Genomic DNA, 18,790 nt, shown 5'->3' with positions numbered 1-18,790 from the left:
TCTAGTGGTCCTTTCCTTCGATCAACGCGACGATCGCTGCGGGGGTGGCCGGAAGCTGGGTAACCGACACACCGAGCGGGGCGAGCGCGTCGTTGACGGCGTTGATCACCGCCGGCGGCGAGCCGATGGCCCCGCCCTCGCCTGCGCCCTTGTAGCCGCCCACACCGGTCCCGGGGATCTCGACGTGGCCGAACTCGATGGGCGGCACCTCGGTGGCAGTGGGCAACAGATAGTCGACGAACGTCGACGCCACCGGGTTGCCCGCGTCGTCGTAGGCGAGGTGTTCGAGCAGCGCGCCGCCGATGCCCTGGGCGGTGCCGCCCGCGACCTGACCCTCGACCACGTTCGGGTTGATCATCGGTCCGACGTCCTCGCTGACGATGTAGCGGGTCAGCGTCACGTGTCCGGTCTCGACGTCGACCTCGCAGGTGCACACGTGGGTGGCGTTGGCCCAGTGGATCATCGCCTGGGAGTTGAACCGCGCCGTGGCTTCCAGCGTGGGGGAGATGCCGCCGAGCTGTGCGGGTTCGTAGTAGGAGCGGTAGGCGATGTCGGCGAAGCTGACGCTCTTGGCGGGGTCGGTCCGCACCCGGGCCCGCGAGTCCGCGAGCTCGACCTCGGTGTCCTCGACGCTGAGCATGCTCGCGGCGATCGCGACGATCTGGGTGCGCAGCATCGTGCCCGCCTCGTGCACGGCACCGGCTGTCATGGGCCCGCTGCGGCTGCCCTGGGTGCCCGCGCCATACGGCGTCACCGCGGTGTCGCCCTGGATGGTCGACACGTCATCGAAGTTGGCGCCCAATGCATCCGCGGTCAGCTGCACGACGGTGGTTTCGATGCTGTTGCCGGCGGAACCGCCGTTGACGTAGACGTTGATCTTGCCCGTCGGCTCCATCCGCATGGTGGCGCCCTCGGTCGCGAGGTGTCCGGTCGCGGCGCCGGTGGGCTCGATGTAGGCGGAGAAGCCCAGCCCGAGGTAGCGGCCCTGCTCGAGCGCGTCAGCCTGCTCTTTGCGGAAGCCCTCGTGATCGAGGATCTTCACCGCTTGCTCGAAGGTGTCGGCGGGGGCGCAGTTGTCATACGGCATCCCGTTGGGATTGAAGAACGGCATCTCGTCGCCGCGCAGGATGTTGATCCGGCGCAGTTCGACGGGATCCATCCCGATCTTGCGCGCGGCGGAGTCGAGAAGCATTTCGCGGGTGAGGGTTTCGTATTGCCAGGGGCCGCGGTAGGCGTGCAGGCCCGGGGTGTTGGAGAACACCGTCTTGTAGTTGAAGCTGGCCTTGGGCACCCGGTAGGGCCCGGGGAAGAACATGCCGATCGCGGCGGTGGTGAGCACCGGGTACGGCGTCGGGTAGGAGCCGACGTCCTGGACGAAGTCGATGTCGGCGGCCAGGATCTTGCCGTCTTCGTCGAAGGCCATCCGGACCGTGCCGTCGACGTGGCGGGACTGCCCCGCCGACATCAGGTTCTCCCGCCGGTCCTCGATCCACTTCAGCGCGGCCGGAACCCTGCGGGCAGCCAGCAGCAGGCACATGTCCTCGCGCATCGGCACCACCTTCTGGCCGAAGGCTCCACCGGTGTCGCGCACGATCACCCGGACACCCTGGGCCGGGATCCCGAGCAGTCGGGCAGCGAACGCGCGCAGTTCGTGTGGTGTCTGCGACGATGCCCACACGGTGAGTTCGCCGGTGGCGGCGGTCCATTCGACGACCATGCCGCGGGTCTCCATCGGCACCGGCACGTACATCTGTTGATAGATGTGCTCTTCAACCACGTGCGCGGCGTTGGCGAACACCTCTTCGTCGGGCGGGGCGCCGCCCATGCCCCCTGCGACGTTGTCGGGATAGGCCTCGTGCACCACGGGGACCCCGGCCTCGGCGCCTCCGATGGCCTTTCGGAAATCTGCGACCGCGGGCAGGGGCGTGTAGTCGACGTCGACCAGGTCGACGGCGTCCTCGGCGAGATAACGGCTGTCGGCGACGACGAGGGCGACCGGGTCGCCGACGAACTTCACCTCACCCTCCGCCAATGGCGGCCGGGGAGTGTCGGGGATGTCCTTGCCGGCGACGGCGTGCCAGGCCTCCTTGACCTCCGGGTTGAGGTCCTCGGCTGTGAACACGGCGTGGACGCCGGGCAGGGCCAGCGCTTCCGAGGGGTCGATGCCGTTGATGGTGGCGCGGGCGAACGGGCTGCGCACGAAGCAGGCGTGCAGCATCCCGGGGCGCTGGACATCGTCGACGAAAGTGCCGTGACCTGTGAGAAGCCGACTGTCCTCGATGCGCGGAACCCTGCTGCCCGCGTAGCGCGCGGTGACGGCTGGCACGGTTTCGGTCACTTCACATCACTCTCCTGAGGGCTTAGAGAGTGACGTTATCGCATCGGAGAGCGACATTTCCACCGCCTGTGTCTCATTCGCTCTCAAGTCTTGTGGTGAATGCGCCCGTCGGTCTCCGTCAGAGGTCGGCCCCGGCCGCCCCAGCGGCGAGCGATGATCTCCGCGGCGATCGACACCGCGGTCTCCTCGGGCGTCCTGGCACCGAGGTCGAGTCCGATCGGGCTCGCCAGCCGGGACAGCTCCGCCTCGGTCAGGCCCGCGTCGCGCAACCTGCGCATCCGGTCGTCGTGAGTGCGTCGCGAGCCCATCACCCCGATGTAGCCGACCTCGCGCAGGCGCAGCGCGACCTCGAGGACGGGCACGTCGAACTTGGGGTCGTGGGTCAGCACGCAGATCGCGGTCCGTGCGTCGATGGCGCCGGCCTCGATCTGCGCGGCGAGGTAGCGGTCGGGCCACTCGACGACGACGTCCTCGGCTGCGGGGAAGCGTGCCGGGGTCGCGAACACCGGCCGGGCGTCACACACCGTCACCCGGTATCCCAGGAACTCACCCTGCTGGGCGAGCGCCGCGGCGAAGTCGATCGCGCCGAACACCAGCATCCGCGGCCGGGGCGCGTAGCCGGCGACGAAGACCTCCATCCCGGCGTCCTGTCGCTGGCCGTCGGGCCCGTAGGACAGCACCGCCGAGCGGCCCGCCGCGAGCAACCCGCGGGCGTCGTCGGCGACCGCGTCGTCGGCGCGGGCCGAACCCGCCGAACCTTGGGTGGAATCGACCCCGACGATGAGTCGCAGGCCCACCCGGCGCGAGTCCGGGTGCTCGATCACAGTCGCGACGGCGATCGGACGATGGGCGGCGATGGCGTCGGCAACCAGTTGCAGCTGCGGAAAGGTGCTGCGCGATACGGGTTCGGTGAACACCTCGATGGTGCCGCCGCATGTCAGTCCCACCGCGAACGCGTCGTCGTCGCTGACCCCGTAGCTCTGCAACTCGGGCCGGCCGGTGGCCACGACGTCGTTGGCGACCTCGTAGACGGCGGCCTCGACGCATCCGCCCGACACCGACCCTGCCACGCTTCCGTCGGGCGCAACCACCATCGCGGCTCCCGGCGGGCGGGGCGCGGACTTCATCGTGCGGACGACGGTGGCCAGTCCAGCGGTGCCGCCGGACTGCCAGACCGCCAGCAACTCCTCGAGGACATCGCGCACGAGCGCAGTGTATGCCCGCTTACAGTGCAGTGATGGGTGCTGTTCACCGGATTGTCGTGTTGTGCGGCTCGCTGATCGGGCTCGCCGCCGCGACCAGCCCTGTAGCGGCGAGCCCGGTTCCGCCGGTCTCCGACCAGGCGCGCGCGGCAGGCTTCGTCGACGTTCGCAGCGTGGTCCCGGACGCAGTGATCGACCTGCGCTACGCGACGGCGGACAATTTCGTCGGCGTGCCGCTGTATCCGGGCGGGGCCCGGTGCCTGGTGCACGAATCGCTGGCTGCGGGGCTCGGCACGGCTGCGGACCTGTTGCGACAGGGTGGGGAACGGCTCGTCTTCTGGGATTGTTACCGCCCGCACGACGTTCAGGTGGCGATGTTCGAGGCGGTGCCCGACCCGGCGTGGGTCGCCCGTCCCGGGTCGTACGCACGCGGCCATCAGACGGGCCGCTCGGTGGACGTGACGTTGGCGGGACCGGGCGGGCTGGTGGACATGGGCACCGGCTTCGACGACTTCTCCGCCCGCAGTCACGCCCGGGCGAGCGAGGGTGTCAGCGCCGCGGCACAGCGCAACAGGGCGCGACTGCGTGAGGCGATGGCCGCCGGTGGCCTGTCGGTGTACGCGGGGGAGTGGTGGCACTTCGACGGTCCCGGCGCCGCGGTGGACCGCCAGATCCTCGATGTGCCGGTCGGTTAGGTCAGAGCTTCGTGAGATCGGTTCGCATCAGCATGATGTTGTACTCCGACCACAGCGACAGGTTCCAGTAGAGGTCTGAGCCGGTACCCACCGTCGACGGCGACCACGGATGCAGCATCGGCGCATAGATCCCGCCGTTCTGCTGACCCATCAGCACCGTCGCTTCCGACCATTCGCCCTCAGGGGTGTCGGAGGTGCGCATGACGATGTTGTTGGATTGATCTCCGTAGAGAACGATGTACTTCTCCAGGTAGTCGTTGTACTGGACCGACATCTCGCTGACGGTGTTGCCGGGTTTGGTCGAACCGCAGGCGCCGCCGGTTTTACCGATGATGGGTGACGCCGAGGACGGGTTGCCCTGCACCCACCTGGCGGGGCTGCCGCCGAACCATCCCGAGGACGCCTTCTTGTAGTACTCGTATTTGGACACGTTGAGGATGTCCTTTTCGGCGACGCGTGCGAGGTGGGCGGCGCCCTGGCGGCCGTTCGGGGTTCCGTACATGTAGACGTGACCGTCGTCGCCCTTGACGAAGGCGGACTGCTGGAAGTTCCGGTTGCCGCTGAAAATCGAGTTGTAGCGCACACTTTCGCGCGCGACGGTGAAGTTCTCGCCGTTGTCCGTCGAGTACGCGATGGCCGAGTAGTTCGTGGTCCACCGGCCCGAGGAGCCCCAGTTCGACACCGACATGAAGCTGACATACTGCGTCGCGCCGAACTCCGTGTCGGGTGTGGGCAGCGAGATACCCGCCGTCGGGATGAGCGTCACCGAGTTCGGTGCCCACGACGGGCGGTTGATGATGGGCCGCGCCTGCGTCGGCCCGGACAGCGGCGCGCCGCCGAACATGTTGCCGTTGAACCATTCTCCGTCCGGGATGGTCATGCCGTCCGACAGGTCGTCGTCGGAACTGCGGAACAACGTGTTGTAGATCCACCTGCCGCTCATGTTGGCCGAACCGAAGGTGTCGCCGACGGCGATGAGCACCTGATTCTCGTTGATGTCGGGAGTGCTGGGATCGTCGGGAATCCCGTTGTCCCACATCACGCCGACGTCGGTTCCGTACACCTGGTAGCGGGCGAGCGTGTTGGCCAGCGTCTTGTCGCTGTAGACGTTCTTGCCCGTCACCCAGCTGACGAAGTTCGTCGACGGACTGACTTGAGGGTTCAGCCACGGCGAATACGGCACGAAGGCCGCGGCGGTGGTGATCTCGTCGGCCGTCAGGGCCAGGCTGGTCGGCGCCACGATGGTGGACCTCGCGGCGCTGACCGTGCTGCGTGACACGAAGAGGTTCTCGAGCTCGCGCCGGGCAAACGACATCAGCGCCCAGAGGAACGGTGGCTGCGCCGGGCTGTCCGGGGTTGCGTCGGCCTTCTGGCGCGCCCAGTCCAGCATGCTGTTGACGACATTGACGACGGCGGTGACCAGACTCGGCTTCGGTTCCTGCGCTGTCGCTGTGGGCGACGAGAGCAGCGCCGCCACCCGCGGCGACACGGTGGTGGGGCTCGCCGCGGCAAGGCTGCTCGCGCTGGCGAACACCGCGACCTTCTCCGGCTCCTGCGGTGCCACCGCAGGATCGGTCGGCACCTTGGTGGTGTCGGTCTTCGATTTCTCCGATACAGAAGCCTTCTCTGCTGCGGAGGTCTCCTCGGATGCGGATGGCTCCGCCGGGGCGCTCTGCGACCGCTTGGTGGTGGGCGGCGCCGACGAGGTATCGGGCTCCGGCTCCGGCTCAGCGTCTTCTGCGTCGTCGTCTTCTACGTCGTCGTCTAGGTCTTCTTCTATGTCCTCGACTTCGTCAGGCGCGTCGTCCTCGGGCTCAGCGTCCTCATCGTCGTCGGGCGCGTCGTCCTCGATCTCGTCGTCGACCTCAGGTTCGGGGTCGTCATCGTCGGGGTCCGCGGCCGCGTCGTCTTTGGCTGCGTCGTCGTCTCTTGTTGCGTCCCGTTTGCTGGGCGCGTCGCTGCCGCTGTCGCGGTCCGAGGTTGCTGACGAGGCCGACGTCGACGGGGACGAATCGGTTTCGTCGGCCCACGCCACTCCCTGGCCTGCAAAGACTGCTGAGCCGACGCCCAACGCGACGGCCAGACCGCCGACCCGACCCACGTACGCTGCGGCACCCATGAAACCCCTTCGATCCAGCCTTGTTCGACCCCCGTCGTCGTGGCCATTGAACCGCGTCGATACCGGAAGTGGTGAGCAAATAGTTAAATCGTCACTGCTTTCGCAACGTTACTGTGACCATAGGGCTTTCTCAGGGGTGACTTTCCTCAGCAAATCAGCTGGGTGACTATCCGTCGAGGCTCTCCAGCGCCTTCTCGTAGAGCGCGACCGCCTCGGCAATTCCGTCACCCACCCAGGCGTCGACGACTCCCACCTGGTCGGCGACGAGCTGGACACGGTTGAGCCACACCTCGAAGTCGGGATCCCGGCGAAGTGCGTCGATCTGAGCGACGGAGCCCTGGATCAGGATGAAACCACCGAGTTCGATGCTTTGCGGCTTGAGTAACACCCTGTCGAACTTCTCGATGTGCCCCTGTTCCCGGAGGCCGGAGAGGTAGCCCTCGGTTTCGATCAGCAGCGCCAGGGCCGACCGCTCGCGCCCGGTCGTCGGCACTCCCCATGCGACCCACAGTCCTGCTTCGGCCAACGGTCCTCCTCGGTCGGACTGGTCACGGCGCTCCGTTCACGATAGCCACTGCCGTCGGGGCCGATTGCGGGCACGATGTAGGCGGGCCGAGGTCGAGCGCTGTCAGCCAAGGTGCAGCGGGCCCGGGCGAACGGAGCGGCGATGATCGATGACGAACCCGTCTCGACACAGCAGGAGCCCGCCGCTCGAGGTGGCCTGCGATGGCGTAGCCCCCTGAGGGGTTTGTGGCTGACGTCGGTGTTCGGCGCGGTGCTGCTGGTGACGCTGCCGATCGTCACCGTCACCGGCCTGCTGTCCTACATCGCTTACGGTCCGCAGTTCGGCCAAGCCATCCCTTCCGACGTCGGCATCCTGAAGCTGCCCACCTTCGAATGGCCCACCGACCCATCCTGGTTGTACCGCCTCAACCAGGGCCTGCACGTCGGTCTGGGCCTGGTGCTGATCCCGGTGGTGCTGGCCAAGCTGTGGTCGGTGATCCCCCGCTTCTTCACCTGGCCGCCCGCGCGGTCCATCGCCCAGCTGCTGGAACGGGTTTCGTTGATCATGCTGGTCGGCGGACTGCTGTTCGAGATCGTCACCGGCGTGCTGAACATCCAGTACGACTACATCTTCGGGTTCAGCTTCTACACCGCGCACTACTACGGCGCCTGGGTGTTCATCGCCGGGTTCGTGGTGCACATCGCGATCAAGATCCCGAAGATGTGGGCTGGACTGCGGTCCCGGTCGATGCGGGAGGTGTTGCGCACCGGTCGCGCCGACACCGAACCGGAACCCTACGAGCCCGACGGCCTCGCCCCCGCCGACCCGGTCGAGCCGACGATCAGTCGCCGCGGCGCGCTGGCTCTGGTGGGAGGGGGCGCCGTGTTCATCGCGGTGCTCACTGCGGGCCAGACCGTCGGCGGATGGACTCGGCACGCCGCGCTGCTGCTGCCCCGCGGCCGTGACTCGGGTGACGGACCGAACGATTTCCCGATCAACCGAACCGCCCGGGCAGCAGGGATCACCGACGACGCCGCAGGCGACAGTTGGCGTCTGACGTTGCTGGGTGGCGACGGGCCGATGGACCTGAACCGCGTCGAGTTGAGTGCTCTGCCGCAGCACACCGCGGTGTTGCCGATCGCCTGTGTCGAAGGGTGGTCCACGGTGCAGACCTGGACCGGGGTGCGATTGCGTGACCTCGCGGCACTGGTCGGTGTGATCGATCCCAGCCCGGCGCTGGTTTCGTCGATCGAGAGGTTCGGCGCTTTCAACCGCGCGATGTTGCAGGCCAATCAGGTAGCCCATCCGGACTCGCTGCTGGCGCTGAAGGTCAACGGCGTCGACCTGTCGCTGGATCACGGATTTCCGGCGCGGATCATCGTTCCGGCGCTGCCCGGGGTGCACAACACCAAATGGGTCGGGTCCATCGACTTCGCGGCGGGACGTGGCCGATGAGTTTTCGCGCCGTCTACGGCTCGCATCCGCTGCATCTGCTCACGCTGGTCGCCGGTTTCGCACTGTTCGGCTATGTGGTCGCCACCATCGGGGCGGCGGCACTATGGAATCCCGACACCTGGTGGCAGTCGATCGTGGTGTGGTTCGCCGCGGCCATCATCGCCCACGATCTGATTCTTTTTCCGGCGTACGCGTTGGCCGACCGCGTCCTGGTGGCCGCTCGGGGGCTCCGGCCCGCAGCGGCACGGCGAGCACGGGTACCGGTGCTGAACTACATCCGGGTGCCGGCGCTCGGCGCGGGTCTGACGCTGCTGGTGTTCCTGCCCGGCATCATCGAGCAGGGGCACCGGGCGTACTTCGCGGCCACCGGTCAAACTCAGGAGCCCTTCCTGGGGCGCTGGCTGCTGCTGGTGGCGGCGTTGTTCGCGGCCAGCGCGGTGGTCTACGGGATCCGGCTCGTGGTCGCGGCACGGGCGACGGCAGGCACCGACTGATGCTGCGTGGAGCCTCCTGTCAGGATTGAACTGACGACCTTCGCTTTACAAGAGCGGTGCTCTACCACTGAGCTAAGGAGGCGTAAAACGGGCCTAGCTTAACGGCTCGTCCTCGACGTCGATAACCCGCTGCGACGTCACCGGCCGATTGATCGGCCTGCCCCGCGGGCGCCGGCCCGGAAACGGAATCCGGTCGGCGATGTTGCTCAGCGGGTTGACCACCTGGCTCAGCACGATCACCGCCTCCCGTAGCGCCTCGATCGTGGGCTCGAGAGCTTCCAGCCCCGGCGCCAGGCGGTTCAGCGTGTCCGCGACGGTGGCGAGTTGCTCGAGCGGGCCGTTGCGGGCGGTCAGCGTGTCGACCACACCCCCCTCGGCGAACAGTCGGTCGGCCACGCCGTCCTCGGCCAACAACCTGTCGACCAGGCCGTCCTCGGCAAGCAGTTGATCCACCAGTCCGCCGGGCTCGATGGCGCGCATCAACCCGCCCTCGTCCTCGGTCAGCCGGTCCAGTGCGCCGCCGGGCGCGGTCAACCGGTCGACCACCCCGCCCGGTCTCAAGAGCCGGTCCAGCGCTCCGTCCGGTGCCAGCGCGCGTCCCAGCGGCTGATCCTCGTCCATCAGCCGGGCCAACCGGTTCGCCCGCTCCACGGCGTCGTCGATGCCCAGCAGGTAGGCCAGCGACGGAGGGCCCGGCTTGGCTCCGTCCTGGGGGTCACCCAATGTCCGGTATGCCGCTTCGATGCCACCCTTGGCCACGCCGATGCCCGCGTCCGCGACGGCCAGGCCGACGCGGACGGGCGCGAAGGCGAGGTCGGTCAGCGCTTTGCCAAGGTTCATCCGATCAGTCTATGGACAGCGCAAGGACAAACTCACAGGAAGTGCACAGGTAGTCGGCAGCATATTTCCAAGTGAACTGGTGGAGATTGAAACCCATGGCCATGCCCGTGCAGGAGAACGTCCCCGAGGCGCGCGTGCTGGTGGTCGACGACGAGGCCAACATCGTCGAACTGCTCTCCGTGAGCCTGAAGTACCAGGGCTTCGAGGTCCACACCGCCTCCAATGGAGCGGCCGCGCTCGACAAGGCGCGTGAGGTGCACCCCGACGCGGTGATCCTCGACGTCATGATGCCGGGCATGGACGGCTTCGGGTTGCTGCGCCGGCTGCGAGCCGACGGCATCGATGCTCCGGCGCTGTTCCTGACCGCGCGCGACACCCTGCAGGACAAGATCGCAGGACTCACGCTGGGAGGCGACGACTATGTCACGAAGCCGTTCAGCCTCGAAGAGGTGGTGGCGCGGTTGCGGGTGATCCTGCGGCGGACCGGCCGTGGTCACGAGGAGCCCCGGACCTCGCGGCTCACGTTCGCCGACATCGAACTCGACGAGGACACCCACGAGGTGTGGAAGGCCGGCGAGCCGGTGTCCCTGTCACCGACCGAATTCACACTGCTGCGGTACTTCATCATCAACGCGGGCACGGTGCTGTCCAAGCCGAAGATCCTCGACCACGTGTGGCGCTACGACTTCGGCGGCGATGTCAACGTCGTCGAGTCCTACGTTTCCTACCTGCGCCGCAAGATCGACACCGGCGACAAGCGGCTGCTGCACACCCTGCGCGGGGTCGGCTACGTCCTGCGCGAGCCGCGATGAGTTCTTGCGTGAAGGGCAGACAATAGGGGCGTGGCTGCTCGGGTCGGGAACACCGGAGGACGTGCCAGAGGACGTGCCAGAGGACGTGGCGTTCCGCTCCGAGTAGGGCTGGTGGCCGCCACTCTGGTGCTGGTGGCCTGCGGACTCCTGGCTTCGGGCGTCGCGGTCACGACGATCCTGCAGCACAGCCTGATGAACCGGGTGGATGACACCTTGCTCGACGCGTCCCGGGGGTGGGCCCAGGTGCCCCGGCGACTGCCCGTCACCCCCATCGACGACCCCAACCCCGCGCGTCCTCCGTCCGACTTCTTCGTCCGTGGTATCGATCCGGACGGGCAGATCTGGATGGCGGTGAACGACCGCGTGGCGGAACCGGCGCTGCCCGCGGACAACGACGTCGGGCCGGTGCCGGTCACCGTCGGCTCGGTCGACCATTCCGATGTGCAATGGCGGGCGATGACGGTGCGGGGGCTGGGAGGCGAGCTCACCACGGTGGCCATCGACCTGTCCGACGTGAAGTCGACGATGCGTTCGCTGGTCTACGCGCAGGCGGGCATCGGGGCGGCGGTTCTGGTGGTGCTCGCCATCGCCGGCTACGCCGTCGTGCACCGCAGCCTGCGGCCGCTGGCCGAGGTCGAGCAGACCGCGGCGGCGATCGCGTCGGGGCAGCTGGATCGGCGCGTTCCCGAACGTGACCCGCGCACCGAGGTCGGCCGACTGTCGTTGGCGCTCAACGGAATGCTCGCGCAAATCCAGCGTGCGATGGCCTCCTCGGAGTCATCTGCGGCACAGGCCCGGACCTCCGAGGAACGGATGCGTCGCTTCATCACCGACGCCAGTCACGAGCTGCGGACACCGTTGACGACGATCCGCGGCTTCGCCGAGCTGTACCGCCAGGGTGCTGCCCGTGACGTCGAGATGCTGATGAGCCGGATCGAGAGTGAATCGCGGCGGATGGGTTTGCTCGTCGAGGATCTGCTGCTGTTGGCCCAGCTCGATGCGCAGCGTCCGCTGGAACGCAAGCGGGTGGATCTGCTCGCGCTGGCCACCGACGCGGTGCACGACGCCCAGTCGATCGCGCCGCAACGCAGGATCCGCGTCGAGGTCTTCGACGGACCCGGCACCCCGGAAGTGGTGGGTGATGAAGCCAGGTTGCGGCAGGTGCTGAGCAACTTGATGGCCAACGCGCTGCAGCACACCCCCGAGGGCACCGGTGTCACCGTGCGGGTGGGAACCGACGAGGACAGCACTGTCGTGGAGGTGTGCGACGAAGGGCCGGGGATGGGACCGGAGGACGCGCAGCGCATCTTCGAGCGGTTCTACCGGGCCGACTCGTCGCGGACGCGGGCCAGCGGGGGCACCGGGTTGGGGCTGTCGATCGTCGACTCACTGGTGTACGCGCACGGCGGCCGCGTCAGCGTGACCACCGCCCCCGGCCAAGGGTGCCGCTTCCGGGTGATGCTGCCACGATTTGCCGAGGCGTCGGTCTCGGTCAGCGCAGCGTCGCCAGCGCCGCCCTGATCTTCGACTGAGCCTCGTCGAGGGACTCCGCTGACGGATTGCGGTCGACGTTGGCGAATCCGAAATCGGACAGGTCGCGAGCCGGGAAGACGTGTACGTGTAGGTGGGGGACTTCCAGGCCGGCGATGATGACGCCCGCGCGCTCGGCGTCGAACGCTTGGCACACTGCCTTGCCGATGAGCTGAGAAACCTCCATGACCTTGCCGAACACGGCGGGGTCGAGGTTCTGCCACTGGTCGATCTCGGCCCGCGGCACGACCAGCGTGTGGCCCTGCGTCATCGGCTCGATCGTCAGGAACGCCACGATGTCGTCGTCCTCGTAGACGAACCTGCCGGGGATCTCCCCGTTGATGATTTTCGTGAAGACGGTCGCCATGACGCCCACGCTACTCAGAAGGGTGGTGGGTCGTGAATGGCGCTCGGCTGTTTCGCGCTCACGTGAGGCCACGAACCGCCCTTCGCGCACATCTTGACATAAGGCAACTTGCCGACAAGTCATGTCACCCTCGATAGCCTGGCCGAATGCTGGGATTGATGCAGGACAGGCCGCTGATGATCTCGTCACTGATCGAGCACGCGGCGACGTTCCACGCCGACACCGAGATCGTGTCGCGGCCGCCGGAAGGACATCTTCGGCGCACCACCTGGTCGCAGGTCAGGGACCAATCGAAGCAGGTCGCCAACGCCCTCGCCGAACTGGGCATCAACCAAGGGGACCGGATCGCGACCCTGGCCTGGAACAGCGACCGCCATCTCACGCTGTACTTCGGCGTCTCAGGTGCGGGCGCTGTCATGCACACCGTCAACCCGCGGTTGTTCGTCGAGCAGATCGTCTACATCATCAACCACGCCGAGGACCGGGTGTTGTTCTTCGACACCACCTTTGCGCCGCTGGTGGGCCAGCTGGCTGGCGAACTGAGCTCCGTCGAGACCTATGTCGTGATGACCGACCGTGAGCACATGCCCGATATCCCGGGCCTTCCCGAAGGTCGCCTGCGGTGTTGGGAGGGCTTCATCGGCGGGCAGTCCACCCACTATGACTGGCCCGAGTTCGACGAGCGAAGCGCGTCGTCGCTGTGCTATACCTCGGGCACCACCGGGAACCCGAAGGGTGTTCTCTACTCCCATCGTTCGACGATGCTGCACACCCTGATGATCGCGGCGCGCGACGCCATCGACATCCACAGTGGGTCCCGAATCCTGTTGGTGGTTCCCATGTTCCATGCAAACGCGTGGGGGACGCCCTACACCGCGGCCATGGTCGGTGCCACGCTCGTGATGCCGGGACCGCACCTCGACGGTGAATCCGTCTACAACCTGATGAAGTCAGAAGGCGTCAACCAGAGCCAGGGTGTGCCGACGGTGTGGATGATGCTGTTCTCCTACCTCGACGAGCATCCGGAAATCGACCCGCACGAACTCGGACTCCGCGTCGCAGGCACCGGTGGGGCAGCCCTTCCGCAGTCGATGATCGAGCGGTTCGACCGGGAGTTCGGTGCCGAATCGATGCAGGGCTGGGGGATGACCGAGACGAGCCCGCTCTGTGTCATCGGCAGGCTGCTGCCCAAGCACGAGGGGCTCTCCGACGAGGAGCGCACCCAGATCAGGCTTAAACAGGGCCGTGGCATCTGGGGTGTGGACCTCAAGATCGTCGACGACGACGGTAACCGACTACCCTGGGACGGCAAGGCTTTCGGCGAGGTCTGGGTGCGCGGTCCGTGGATCGCCAGTGGCTACTTCAAGGGGGAGGGTGGCGAGAAGCTGGACGCCGAGGGCTACTTTCCCACCGGGGACGTCGCAACCATCGACCCCGACGGTTACCTCCAGCTCGTCGACCGCGCCAAGGATGTGATCAAATCCGGTGGCGAGTGGGTGAGTTCGATCGACCTGGAGAACGCCGCGATGGGGCACCCGGCCGTCGCCGAGGCCGCGGTCATCGGGGTGCCCCACCCGAAATGGCAGGAACGTCCGGTGCTGATCGCCGTGTTGCGCAAGGGGTGCAGCGCCACCCGGGAGGAACTCCTGGAGTATCTGGCCGGTGAGGTCGTCAAGTGGTGGCTGCCCGACGACGTGGTGTTCGTCGACGAACTGCCCCACACCGCCACCGGCAAGGTCGTCAAACTCAAGCTGCGCGAGCAGTACCGCGACCACCGGCTTCCGGGCTAACCGATCTGTGCGGCGATCTCCTCGATCGACCACGGCGGCGAGTCGTGGTGATCCCGGTAGGCCACGATCGCCGGTGTCGGCCGATCGAACCGGCCGACGAAACCGCCTGCGGCGATGAAGATCTGGCCCGTCACATCCTTGGCGAGATCGCTGACCAGGTAGGCGTACGTCGGTGCGACGTACTCGGGAGGTGCGGCGTCGAGCGCACCCTGCATGCTGACCTCGTCGAGCAGTCCGCGCCGGTTGAGTTCGGCGATGTGGGCCTCGTAGTCCGGCCCGGTGGACAGCCTGGTCCTGGCTCCGGGGCACACCACATTCGCGCGTACCCCGTGCTCGGAGAGTTCGGCGGCGATCGCCGCTGTCAGACCGTTGACCGCGCCCTTGCCTGCCGGGTACCCGGTGCCGCCGTAGTCGCCGAGAAACGCGAACGAACTGGTGTTGACGATCGCCCCGGCGCCCTGCTGCACCATTCGCGGTGCTGCCGCCCGGCACATCTGAAATGCGGTGCCCAGGTGGGCGTCTATCAGCTCGTTGAACTGCTCGGTGGTGATGTCGAGGATCGACGAGCCTGCCGGTTCGGCGGTTCCCGCGCAGTTGACCAGGATGTCGATGCGGCCGAACCGACGGACGCAGGTATCCACCAGTGCGTCGGCCACCGACGGATCGGCGGATGATCCCGGATGGGCGACGGCGCCGGGAATGCGTTGCGCCGCTTGGGTGGCCGCCGCCTCATCGCGTCCATTGACGATGACGCCGGCACCGAGGGCCGCCAGAAGCTCGGCGACCGCCAGGCCGACACCACGAGTACCACCGACGACCACCGCGCCGCGGCCTGCCAGCGGCTGGCTAATCCGCCTTCTCCGTGAACGTCATCGCATCCATGTTCCAGAAGCCGCGCAGGTTCGTGATCAGCCCCGCGTCGTCGACGCGGTAGGTGAACACGCCCCGGACCGTAGCCACGAAACCGTTGGGGAACGTGGTCTCCAGTACCAGGATGTAGGCGATCTCCGTCGGACTGCTCGACGGGAACGTCTCCTGACAGGTGATGCGTAGCTGATTCGGCCCGATGTTGGCGTCGAAGAAGTCGCCGACGGCCGCCTTCCCGCGTACGCCGGTGCCGTCGGGGTTGGTGACGGCCTCGCCGATCGGATCCTCGATGACGACGTCGTCGGACATCAGGGCCAGCCAGCCCGCCTTGTCACCGGATTGGACGCATCGCCACGAACTCTGAGAGGCCGCGACTACCGGCGAGAGCTCGGCGGTCTCCGTTGCGCTGTCGGTCATCCCGCGCTACCGATCGGCATCGGTGTAGCGGATCACACCACGGATGTTCTTGCCCTCCAACATGTCCTTGTAACCCTCGTTGATCTGCTCCAGCTTGTACTGCCGGGTCACCATGTCGTCGAGGTTGAGCCTGCCGGCCTTGTACATCGACAGTAGCTGCGGGATGTCGTAGTGCGGGTTGCCGCCGCCGAAGATGGTGCCCTGCAGGTTCTTCTGCATCAGGGTGAGCATCGCCAGGTTCAGGGTGACGCTGGTTTCCATCATGTTGGCCACCGCAGTGACCACACAGGTGCCGCCCTTGGCGGTCATGTTGAGGTAGTTGTCGATGTCCTCGCCCTTGAGCTCACCGGTGGTGATGATGGTCTTGTCGGCCATCTTGCCGTGGGTGACCTCGGCGACGCCCATCATCGCCGACGCGAGATCGGGGTAGACGTGCGTCGCGCCGAACTTGAGTGCCTGATCCCGCTTCCAGTCCACGGGGTCGATGGCGAAGATGTTGCGTGCGCCGGCGTTGAGCGCGCCCTGCAGAGCGCCCATGCCGACGCCGCCGATCCCGGCGATCGCGATGTCGTCACCGGGGCGGACGTCGGCGCTGCGCACCGCCGAGCCGTAGCCGGTGGTGACGCCGCAGCCGACCAGGCAGGCCACCTCGAACGGGATGGACGGGTCGATCTTCACGACCGAACTCTTGTGCACCACCATGTAGGGGCTGAACGTCCCCAGCAGCGTCATCGGGATGACGGGCTTGCCGTTGGCCGTGACCCGGTGGGTCCCGTCGGAGACGGCGGTACCGGTGAGCAGCAACGCGCCCAGGTCACACAGGTTGCGTTTACCGCTCTGGCACGTCGGACACTCACCGCACGACGGGATGAACGACAGCACGACGTGGTCTCCCGGGGCGACGTTCTCCACGCCGGGTCCGACTTCGGTGACGATGCCGGCGCCTTCGTGCCCACCGAGCACCGGGAACCCGGCCATCGGGATGTCGCCGGTCACCAGATGGTGGTCGGAATGGCACATGCCCGCCGCTTCCATCTGAATCTTGACCTCGTCCTTGACGGGATCGCCGATCTCGATCTCCTCGATCGACCACGGCTGGTTGAAATCCCAGATCAGAGCGCCTTTGGTCTTCATCTCTCCTGCTTTCGACTAGAGCCTCTAGTTAAAGACTAGAGGCTCTAGTTAGCCATATCACAGCGCCCCCAAGCAACCGCTTGGGTGGGAGCTACCAGATTGGGGTGGGGGCCTCGCCGAGCGGGTAGTAGCCGGGCAGCTTCTCGCCGGCAAGGGACCGCTCGATACGTTTCTGCATGGTCGGGGTGAGGTCCCCGGACTCGATCAGCTTCATGAACGCTTTCTGCACGTGACCGAAGTCGAAGAAGTCGCGTTGCCACTCGATCAGCAACTGGTCGTCGTCCCCAACGGCGACGAGCCGGAACCAGCTGCCGCCGATGCCGTAGATCTCGTCGCGCGTCCCGTCGCTCTTGTTGGCGATCTGCTTCCAGAATCCGACGATCTCGTTCTGCTTCTCGTCGATCAGCACCTTCTGATACTCGTAGACCCAGTTCTCCAGGCCCTCCATCTCCAGGCCGAGGGCGACGTCGCGGATCTCTTCTTTGCCGATGCACATGACGTCTTCCTTGGGGCCGATGTTCCAGCCGTAGGTGGCGTCTTCGGTGTAGAAGTCGGCCAACGGCTTCCAGTCACCGGCCTTCTCGGCGTCCTGGTTGGCCTCGAGCCAACGGTCGGTCCAGGCCTCCAATTGCTCACGTGACGCCATCGGCTACACCTTTCTTTCGTTCTCTTTCAAAGAGATTGCTTGAGTGGGACACATCTCGATCGCTCGCTCGACATCCTCGCGGAGGTCGTCGGGTGGTTCCGGGTCGAGGATTTCGACGACACCCCGCTTGGGCACCCGGAACACATCCGGGGCTTCCAGTTCGCACATGGCGTGGCCCTGGCACAGGTCCTCGTCGAGCTCCACGCGGTAGCAACCCATCGGCTCAGTCCTTGACCCGCCTGCGGTAACGGACCTTTGCCGGTCTGGCCAACTGCACGACCATCTTGGAGTGGTCGTTGCGATAGCTCTCGGGCGGCTGGGCCATCTCGAACTCGTATTCGCGCAACAGAACCGAGAAGATCGCCTTGATCTGCATCTGCGCGAACGCGGCTCCCACACAGCGGTGTTTGCCTGCGCCGAACGGGATCCAGGTCCAGCGGTTGATCAGGTCTTCCTGCCGGGGCTTCTCGTAGCGATCGGGGTCGAACGCGTCCGGGTCGGGGAAGTCCTCGGGAATCCGGTTGGAGATCGCCGGCGAGGCGGCGACCATCTGGCCCTTGTGGATCGGATGGCCCGCCACCTCGAACTCGTCCTGGGCCACCCGCATCAGGATGATCAGCGGCGGATGCAGCCGCAGGGTCTCCTTGAGGGCGTTGTCCAGATTCGGGATCTGGCGCAGTGCATGGAAACTCACTTCCTGGCCGTCGGCGTAGAGGTCGTCGAGCTCCTGCTGGACCTTGGCGTAGAAGTCGGGGTGGCGCAGCAGCTCGATCAGCGTCCACGACGACGTACCCGAACTGGTGTGATGGCCGGCGAACATCAACGAGATGAACATGCCGGTGACCTCGTTGGCCGAGAAGCGGGGGTTGCCCTCCTCGTCCTTGATCGAGACCAGCACGTCGAGCAGGTCGCGATCGCTCTTGTCCTTGGGGGGGTTGGCGATTCGGCCGTGCATGACCTCCTGCACCAACTCGACCAGGTTGGCCCGGGCCTCGTCGCGGATGCGGAAGCTCTCGATCGGCAGGTAGGGGTCGACGTAACACAACGGATCGGTGCCGCGCTCGAGCAGGTGGTAGTAGTTGGCGAACCTGTGGTCGAGCTGGTTGCGGAACTTGAGGCCGATCAGGCATGCCGTCGAGGTGTAGATCGTCAGCTCGGAGAAGAAGTCCAGCAGCTCGATCTCGCCCTCGTCGCCCCAGCCGGCGATCATCTTGCGGACTTCGTTCTCGATCGTGGTGGCGTGGCCCTTCATCTGCTCGCCGCGAAGCGCGGTGTTGTGCAGCATCTCGGCCCGGCGCTCGGGGTCGGCGTCGAACACCACCCCCTCGCCGAAGATCGGCGTCATGAACGGGTAGGCCTCGGCCTGGTTGAGCTCGCTGTCGCTGGAGCGGAAGAAGAACTCGTTGGCCTCCGCACCGGACAGCAGCACCACCTGCTTGTCGGCGAGCTGGAACCAGCCGACGTCACCGCATTCCTCGCGGATCCGCTTCATCAGACCGATCGGGTCGGTCCGGAACTCCTCGAGATGGCCGTGTTCCTCTTCGCCACCGGAGACGCGGGGCACTATCGCAGTCGTCAT

At 66.6% G+C, this 18,790-nt stretch carries 18 protein-coding genes and 1 tRNA gene; 6 read left to right on the top strand and 13 right to left on the bottom strand.

Annotation, left to right across the window (positions count from 1 at the left end; translation table 11 throughout):
* Position 1: 1 nt before the first annotated feature.
* The gene (locus BEMPMBAN_RS00875; protein ID WP_159228540.1) at positions 2-2,338 is read right to left on the bottom strand and encodes a xanthine dehydrogenase family protein molybdopterin-binding subunit; all 2,337 of its coding nucleotides are present in this window, start codon (positions 2,336-2,338) and stop codon (positions 2-4) included.
* An 83-nt stretch (positions 2,339-2,421) separates the two neighbouring features.
* A complete protein-coding gene (locus BEMPMBAN_RS00870; protein ID WP_159228539.1) occupies positions 2,422-3,543 on the bottom strand; it encodes an XdhC family protein in 1,122 nt (373 codons plus the stop codon).
* 32 nt (positions 3,544-3,575) lie between these two features.
* On the opposite strand from BEMPMBAN_RS00870, the gene BEMPMBAN_RS00865 reads away from it, so the two are divergent.
* Positions 3,576-4,235: a M15 family metallopeptidase gene (locus BEMPMBAN_RS00865; RefSeq protein WP_234897246.1), complete on the top strand. Its 660-nt coding sequence runs from the start codon at positions 3,576-3,578 to the stop codon at positions 4,233-4,235.
* 1 nt (position 4,236) lies between these two features.
* Here BEMPMBAN_RS00865 and BEMPMBAN_RS00860 read toward each other — a convergent pair whose 3' ends face one another.
* Positions 4,237-6,354: a glycoside hydrolase family 183 protein gene (locus BEMPMBAN_RS00860; RefSeq protein WP_159228537.1), complete on the bottom strand. Its 2,118-nt coding sequence runs from the start codon at positions 6,352-6,354 to the stop codon at positions 4,237-4,239.
* A gap of 166 nt (positions 6,355-6,520) precedes the next feature.
* Positions 6,521-6,880: a hypothetical protein gene (locus BEMPMBAN_RS00855; protein ID WP_159228536.1), complete on the bottom strand. Its 360-nt coding sequence runs from the start codon at positions 6,878-6,880 to the stop codon at positions 6,521-6,523.
* A 141-nt stretch (positions 6,881-7,021) separates the two neighbouring features.
* Here BEMPMBAN_RS00855 and BEMPMBAN_RS00850 point away from each other — a divergent pair, with 141 nt between their 5' ends.
* Entirely contained in the window at positions 7,022-8,314 is a 1,293-nt protein-coding gene (locus BEMPMBAN_RS00850; protein WP_159228535.1) for a molybdopterin-dependent oxidoreductase, read from the top strand.
* Positions 8,311-8,808 (top strand): hypothetical protein, encoded by a 498-nt coding sequence (locus tag BEMPMBAN_RS00845; protein ID WP_159228534.1) that lies wholly within the window; start codon positions 8,311-8,313, stop codon positions 8,806-8,808. Before BEMPMBAN_RS00850 ends, BEMPMBAN_RS00845 begins: the two co-directional genes overlap by 4 nt.
* Positions 8,809-8,815: 7 nt before the next feature.
* On the opposite strand, the gene BEMPMBAN_RS00840 is transcribed toward BEMPMBAN_RS00845, so the two are convergent.
* Together BEMPMBAN_RS00840 and BEMPMBAN_RS00835 are read right to left on the bottom strand one after the other, a co-directional pair.
* Positions 8,816-8,890, bottom strand: a tRNA-Thr gene (locus BEMPMBAN_RS00840).
* A gap of 11 nt (positions 8,891-8,901) precedes the next feature.
* Positions 8,902-9,648, bottom strand: coding sequence for a hypothetical protein (locus BEMPMBAN_RS00835; RefSeq protein ID WP_159228533.1), 747 nt, complete (start codon positions 9,646-9,648; stop codon positions 8,902-8,904).
* Positions 9,649-9,743: 95 nt separating this feature from the next.
* Here BEMPMBAN_RS00835 and BEMPMBAN_RS00830 point away from each other — a divergent pair, with 95 nt between their 5' ends.
* Together BEMPMBAN_RS00830 and BEMPMBAN_RS00825 are read left to right on the top strand one after the other, a co-directional pair.
* Positions 9,744-10,460: a response regulator transcription factor gene (locus tag BEMPMBAN_RS00830; RefSeq protein WP_159228532.1), complete on the top strand. Its 717-nt coding sequence runs from the start codon at positions 9,744-9,746 to the stop codon at positions 10,458-10,460.
* Positions 10,461-10,568: 108 nt separating this feature from the next.
* Positions 10,569-11,981 carry a sensor histidine kinase gene (locus tag BEMPMBAN_RS00825; protein WP_425294916.1) on the top strand — a complete coding sequence of 471 codons (1,413 nt, stop codon included), beginning with the start codon at positions 10,569-10,571 and terminating at the stop codon, positions 11,979-11,981.
* On the opposite strand, the gene BEMPMBAN_RS00820 is transcribed toward BEMPMBAN_RS00825, so the two are convergent.
* Positions 11,953-12,357 (bottom strand): HIT family protein, encoded by a 405-nt coding sequence (locus tag BEMPMBAN_RS00820; RefSeq protein ID WP_159228530.1) that lies wholly within the window; start codon positions 12,355-12,357, stop codon positions 11,953-11,955. The genes BEMPMBAN_RS00825 and BEMPMBAN_RS00820 overlap by 29 nt on opposite strands.
* Positions 12,358-12,503: 146 nt before the next feature.
* On the opposite strand from BEMPMBAN_RS00820, the gene BEMPMBAN_RS00815 reads away from it, so the two are divergent.
* A complete protein-coding gene (locus BEMPMBAN_RS00815) occupies positions 12,504-14,147 on the top strand; it encodes a long-chain-fatty-acid--CoA ligase (protein WP_159228529.1) in 1,644 nt (547 codons plus the stop codon).
* Here the strand turns inward: BEMPMBAN_RS00815 and BEMPMBAN_RS00810 are convergent.
* The 6 genes from BEMPMBAN_RS00810 to BEMPMBAN_RS00785 form a co-directional block, all read right to left on the bottom strand.
* Complete coding sequence (locus BEMPMBAN_RS00810; RefSeq protein WP_159228528.1) at positions 14,144-14,968, bottom strand: SDR family NAD(P)-dependent oxidoreductase; 825 nt, start codon at positions 14,966-14,968, stop codon at positions 14,144-14,146. The two genes, BEMPMBAN_RS00815 and BEMPMBAN_RS00810, sit on opposite strands and share 4 nt — an antisense overlap.
* Positions 14,969-14,993: 25 nt before the next feature.
* Positions 14,994-15,431 (bottom strand): nuclear transport factor 2 family protein, encoded by a 438-nt coding sequence (locus BEMPMBAN_RS00805; protein WP_159228527.1) that lies wholly within the window; start codon positions 15,429-15,431, stop codon positions 14,994-14,996.
* Between the two features lie 6 nt (positions 15,432-15,437).
* Complete coding sequence (locus BEMPMBAN_RS00800) at positions 15,438-16,565, bottom strand: NDMA-dependent alcohol dehydrogenase (RefSeq protein ID WP_159228526.1); 1,128 nt, start codon at positions 16,563-16,565, stop codon at positions 15,438-15,440.
* A 91-nt stretch (positions 16,566-16,656) separates the two neighbouring features.
* Positions 16,657-17,211 carry a nuclear transport factor 2-like protein gene (locus BEMPMBAN_RS00795; RefSeq protein WP_159228525.1) on the bottom strand — a complete coding sequence of 185 codons (555 nt, stop codon included), beginning with the start codon at positions 17,209-17,211 and terminating at the stop codon, positions 16,657-16,659.
* A gap of 3 nt (positions 17,212-17,214) precedes the next feature.
* Positions 17,215-17,430 (bottom strand): ferredoxin, encoded by a 216-nt coding sequence (locus tag BEMPMBAN_RS00790; RefSeq protein ID WP_159228524.1) that lies wholly within the window; start codon positions 17,428-17,430, stop codon positions 17,215-17,217.
* Between the two features lie 4 nt (positions 17,431-17,434).
* Positions 17,435-18,790, bottom strand: coding sequence for a lanosterol 14-alpha demethylase (locus tag BEMPMBAN_RS00785; RefSeq protein WP_159228523.1), 1,356 nt, complete (start codon positions 18,788-18,790; stop codon positions 17,435-17,437).

It is taken from the genome of Mycolicibacterium austroafricanum (genome assembly GCF_902705885.1).
Classification (GTDB): domain Bacteria; phylum Actinomycetota; class Actinomycetes; order Mycobacteriales; family Mycobacteriaceae; genus Mycobacterium; species Mycobacterium vanbaalenii_A.
Note: the sequence above shows the minus strand (reverse complement) of the source record. Positions and strands in the feature narration are given on the sequence as shown.

What these genes read in the sequence shown, in the direction of transcription:
- BEMPMBAN_RS00860 (WP_159228537.1), bottom strand. Translation starts at nt 6,354, where the DNA reads ATGGGTGCCGCAGCGTACGTGGGTCGGGTCGGCGGTCTGGCCGTCGCG.
- BEMPMBAN_RS00820 (WP_159228530.1), bottom strand. Translation starts at nt 12,357, where the DNA reads ATGGCGACCGTCTTCACGAAAATCATCAACGGGGAGATCCCCGGCAGG.
- BEMPMBAN_RS00785 (WP_159228523.1), bottom strand. Translation starts at nt 18,790, where the DNA reads ATGACGACTGCGATAGTGCCCCGCGTCTCCGGTGGCGAAGAGGAACAC.
- BEMPMBAN_RS00865 (WP_234897246.1), top strand. Translation starts at nt 3,576, where the DNA reads ATGGGTGCTGTTCACCGGATTGTCGTGTTGTGCGGCTCGCTGATCGGG.
- BEMPMBAN_RS00830 (WP_159228532.1), top strand. Translation starts at nt 9,744, where the DNA reads ATGGCCATGCCCGTGCAGGAGAACGTCCCCGAGGCGCGCGTGCTGGTG.
- BEMPMBAN_RS00800 (WP_159228526.1), bottom strand. Translation starts at nt 16,565, where the DNA reads ATGAAGACCAAAGGCGCTCTGATCTGGGATTTCAACCAGCCGTGGTCG.
- BEMPMBAN_RS00815 (WP_159228529.1), top strand. Translation starts at nt 12,504, where the DNA reads ATGCTGGGATTGATGCAGGACAGGCCGCTGATGATCTCGTCACTGATC.
- BEMPMBAN_RS00850 (WP_159228535.1), top strand. Translation starts at nt 7,022, where the DNA reads ATGATCGATGACGAACCCGTCTCGACACAGCAGGAGCCCGCCGCTCGA.
- BEMPMBAN_RS00805 (WP_159228527.1), bottom strand. Translation starts at nt 15,431, where the DNA reads ATGACCGACAGCGCAACGGAGACCGCCGAGCTCTCGCCGGTAGTCGCG.
- BEMPMBAN_RS00790 (WP_159228524.1), bottom strand. Translation starts at nt 17,430, where the DNA reads ATGGGTTGCTACCGCGTGGAGCTCGACGAGGACCTGTGCCAGGGCCAC.
- BEMPMBAN_RS00845 (WP_159228534.1), top strand. Translation starts at nt 8,311, where the DNA reads ATGAGTTTTCGCGCCGTCTACGGCTCGCATCCGCTGCATCTGCTCACG.
- BEMPMBAN_RS00835 (WP_159228533.1), bottom strand. Translation starts at nt 9,648, where the DNA reads ATGAACCTTGGCAAAGCGCTGACCGACCTCGCCTTCGCGCCCGTCCGC.
- BEMPMBAN_RS00795 (WP_159228525.1), bottom strand. Translation starts at nt 17,211, where the DNA reads ATGGCGTCACGTGAGCAATTGGAGGCCTGGACCGACCGTTGGCTCGAG.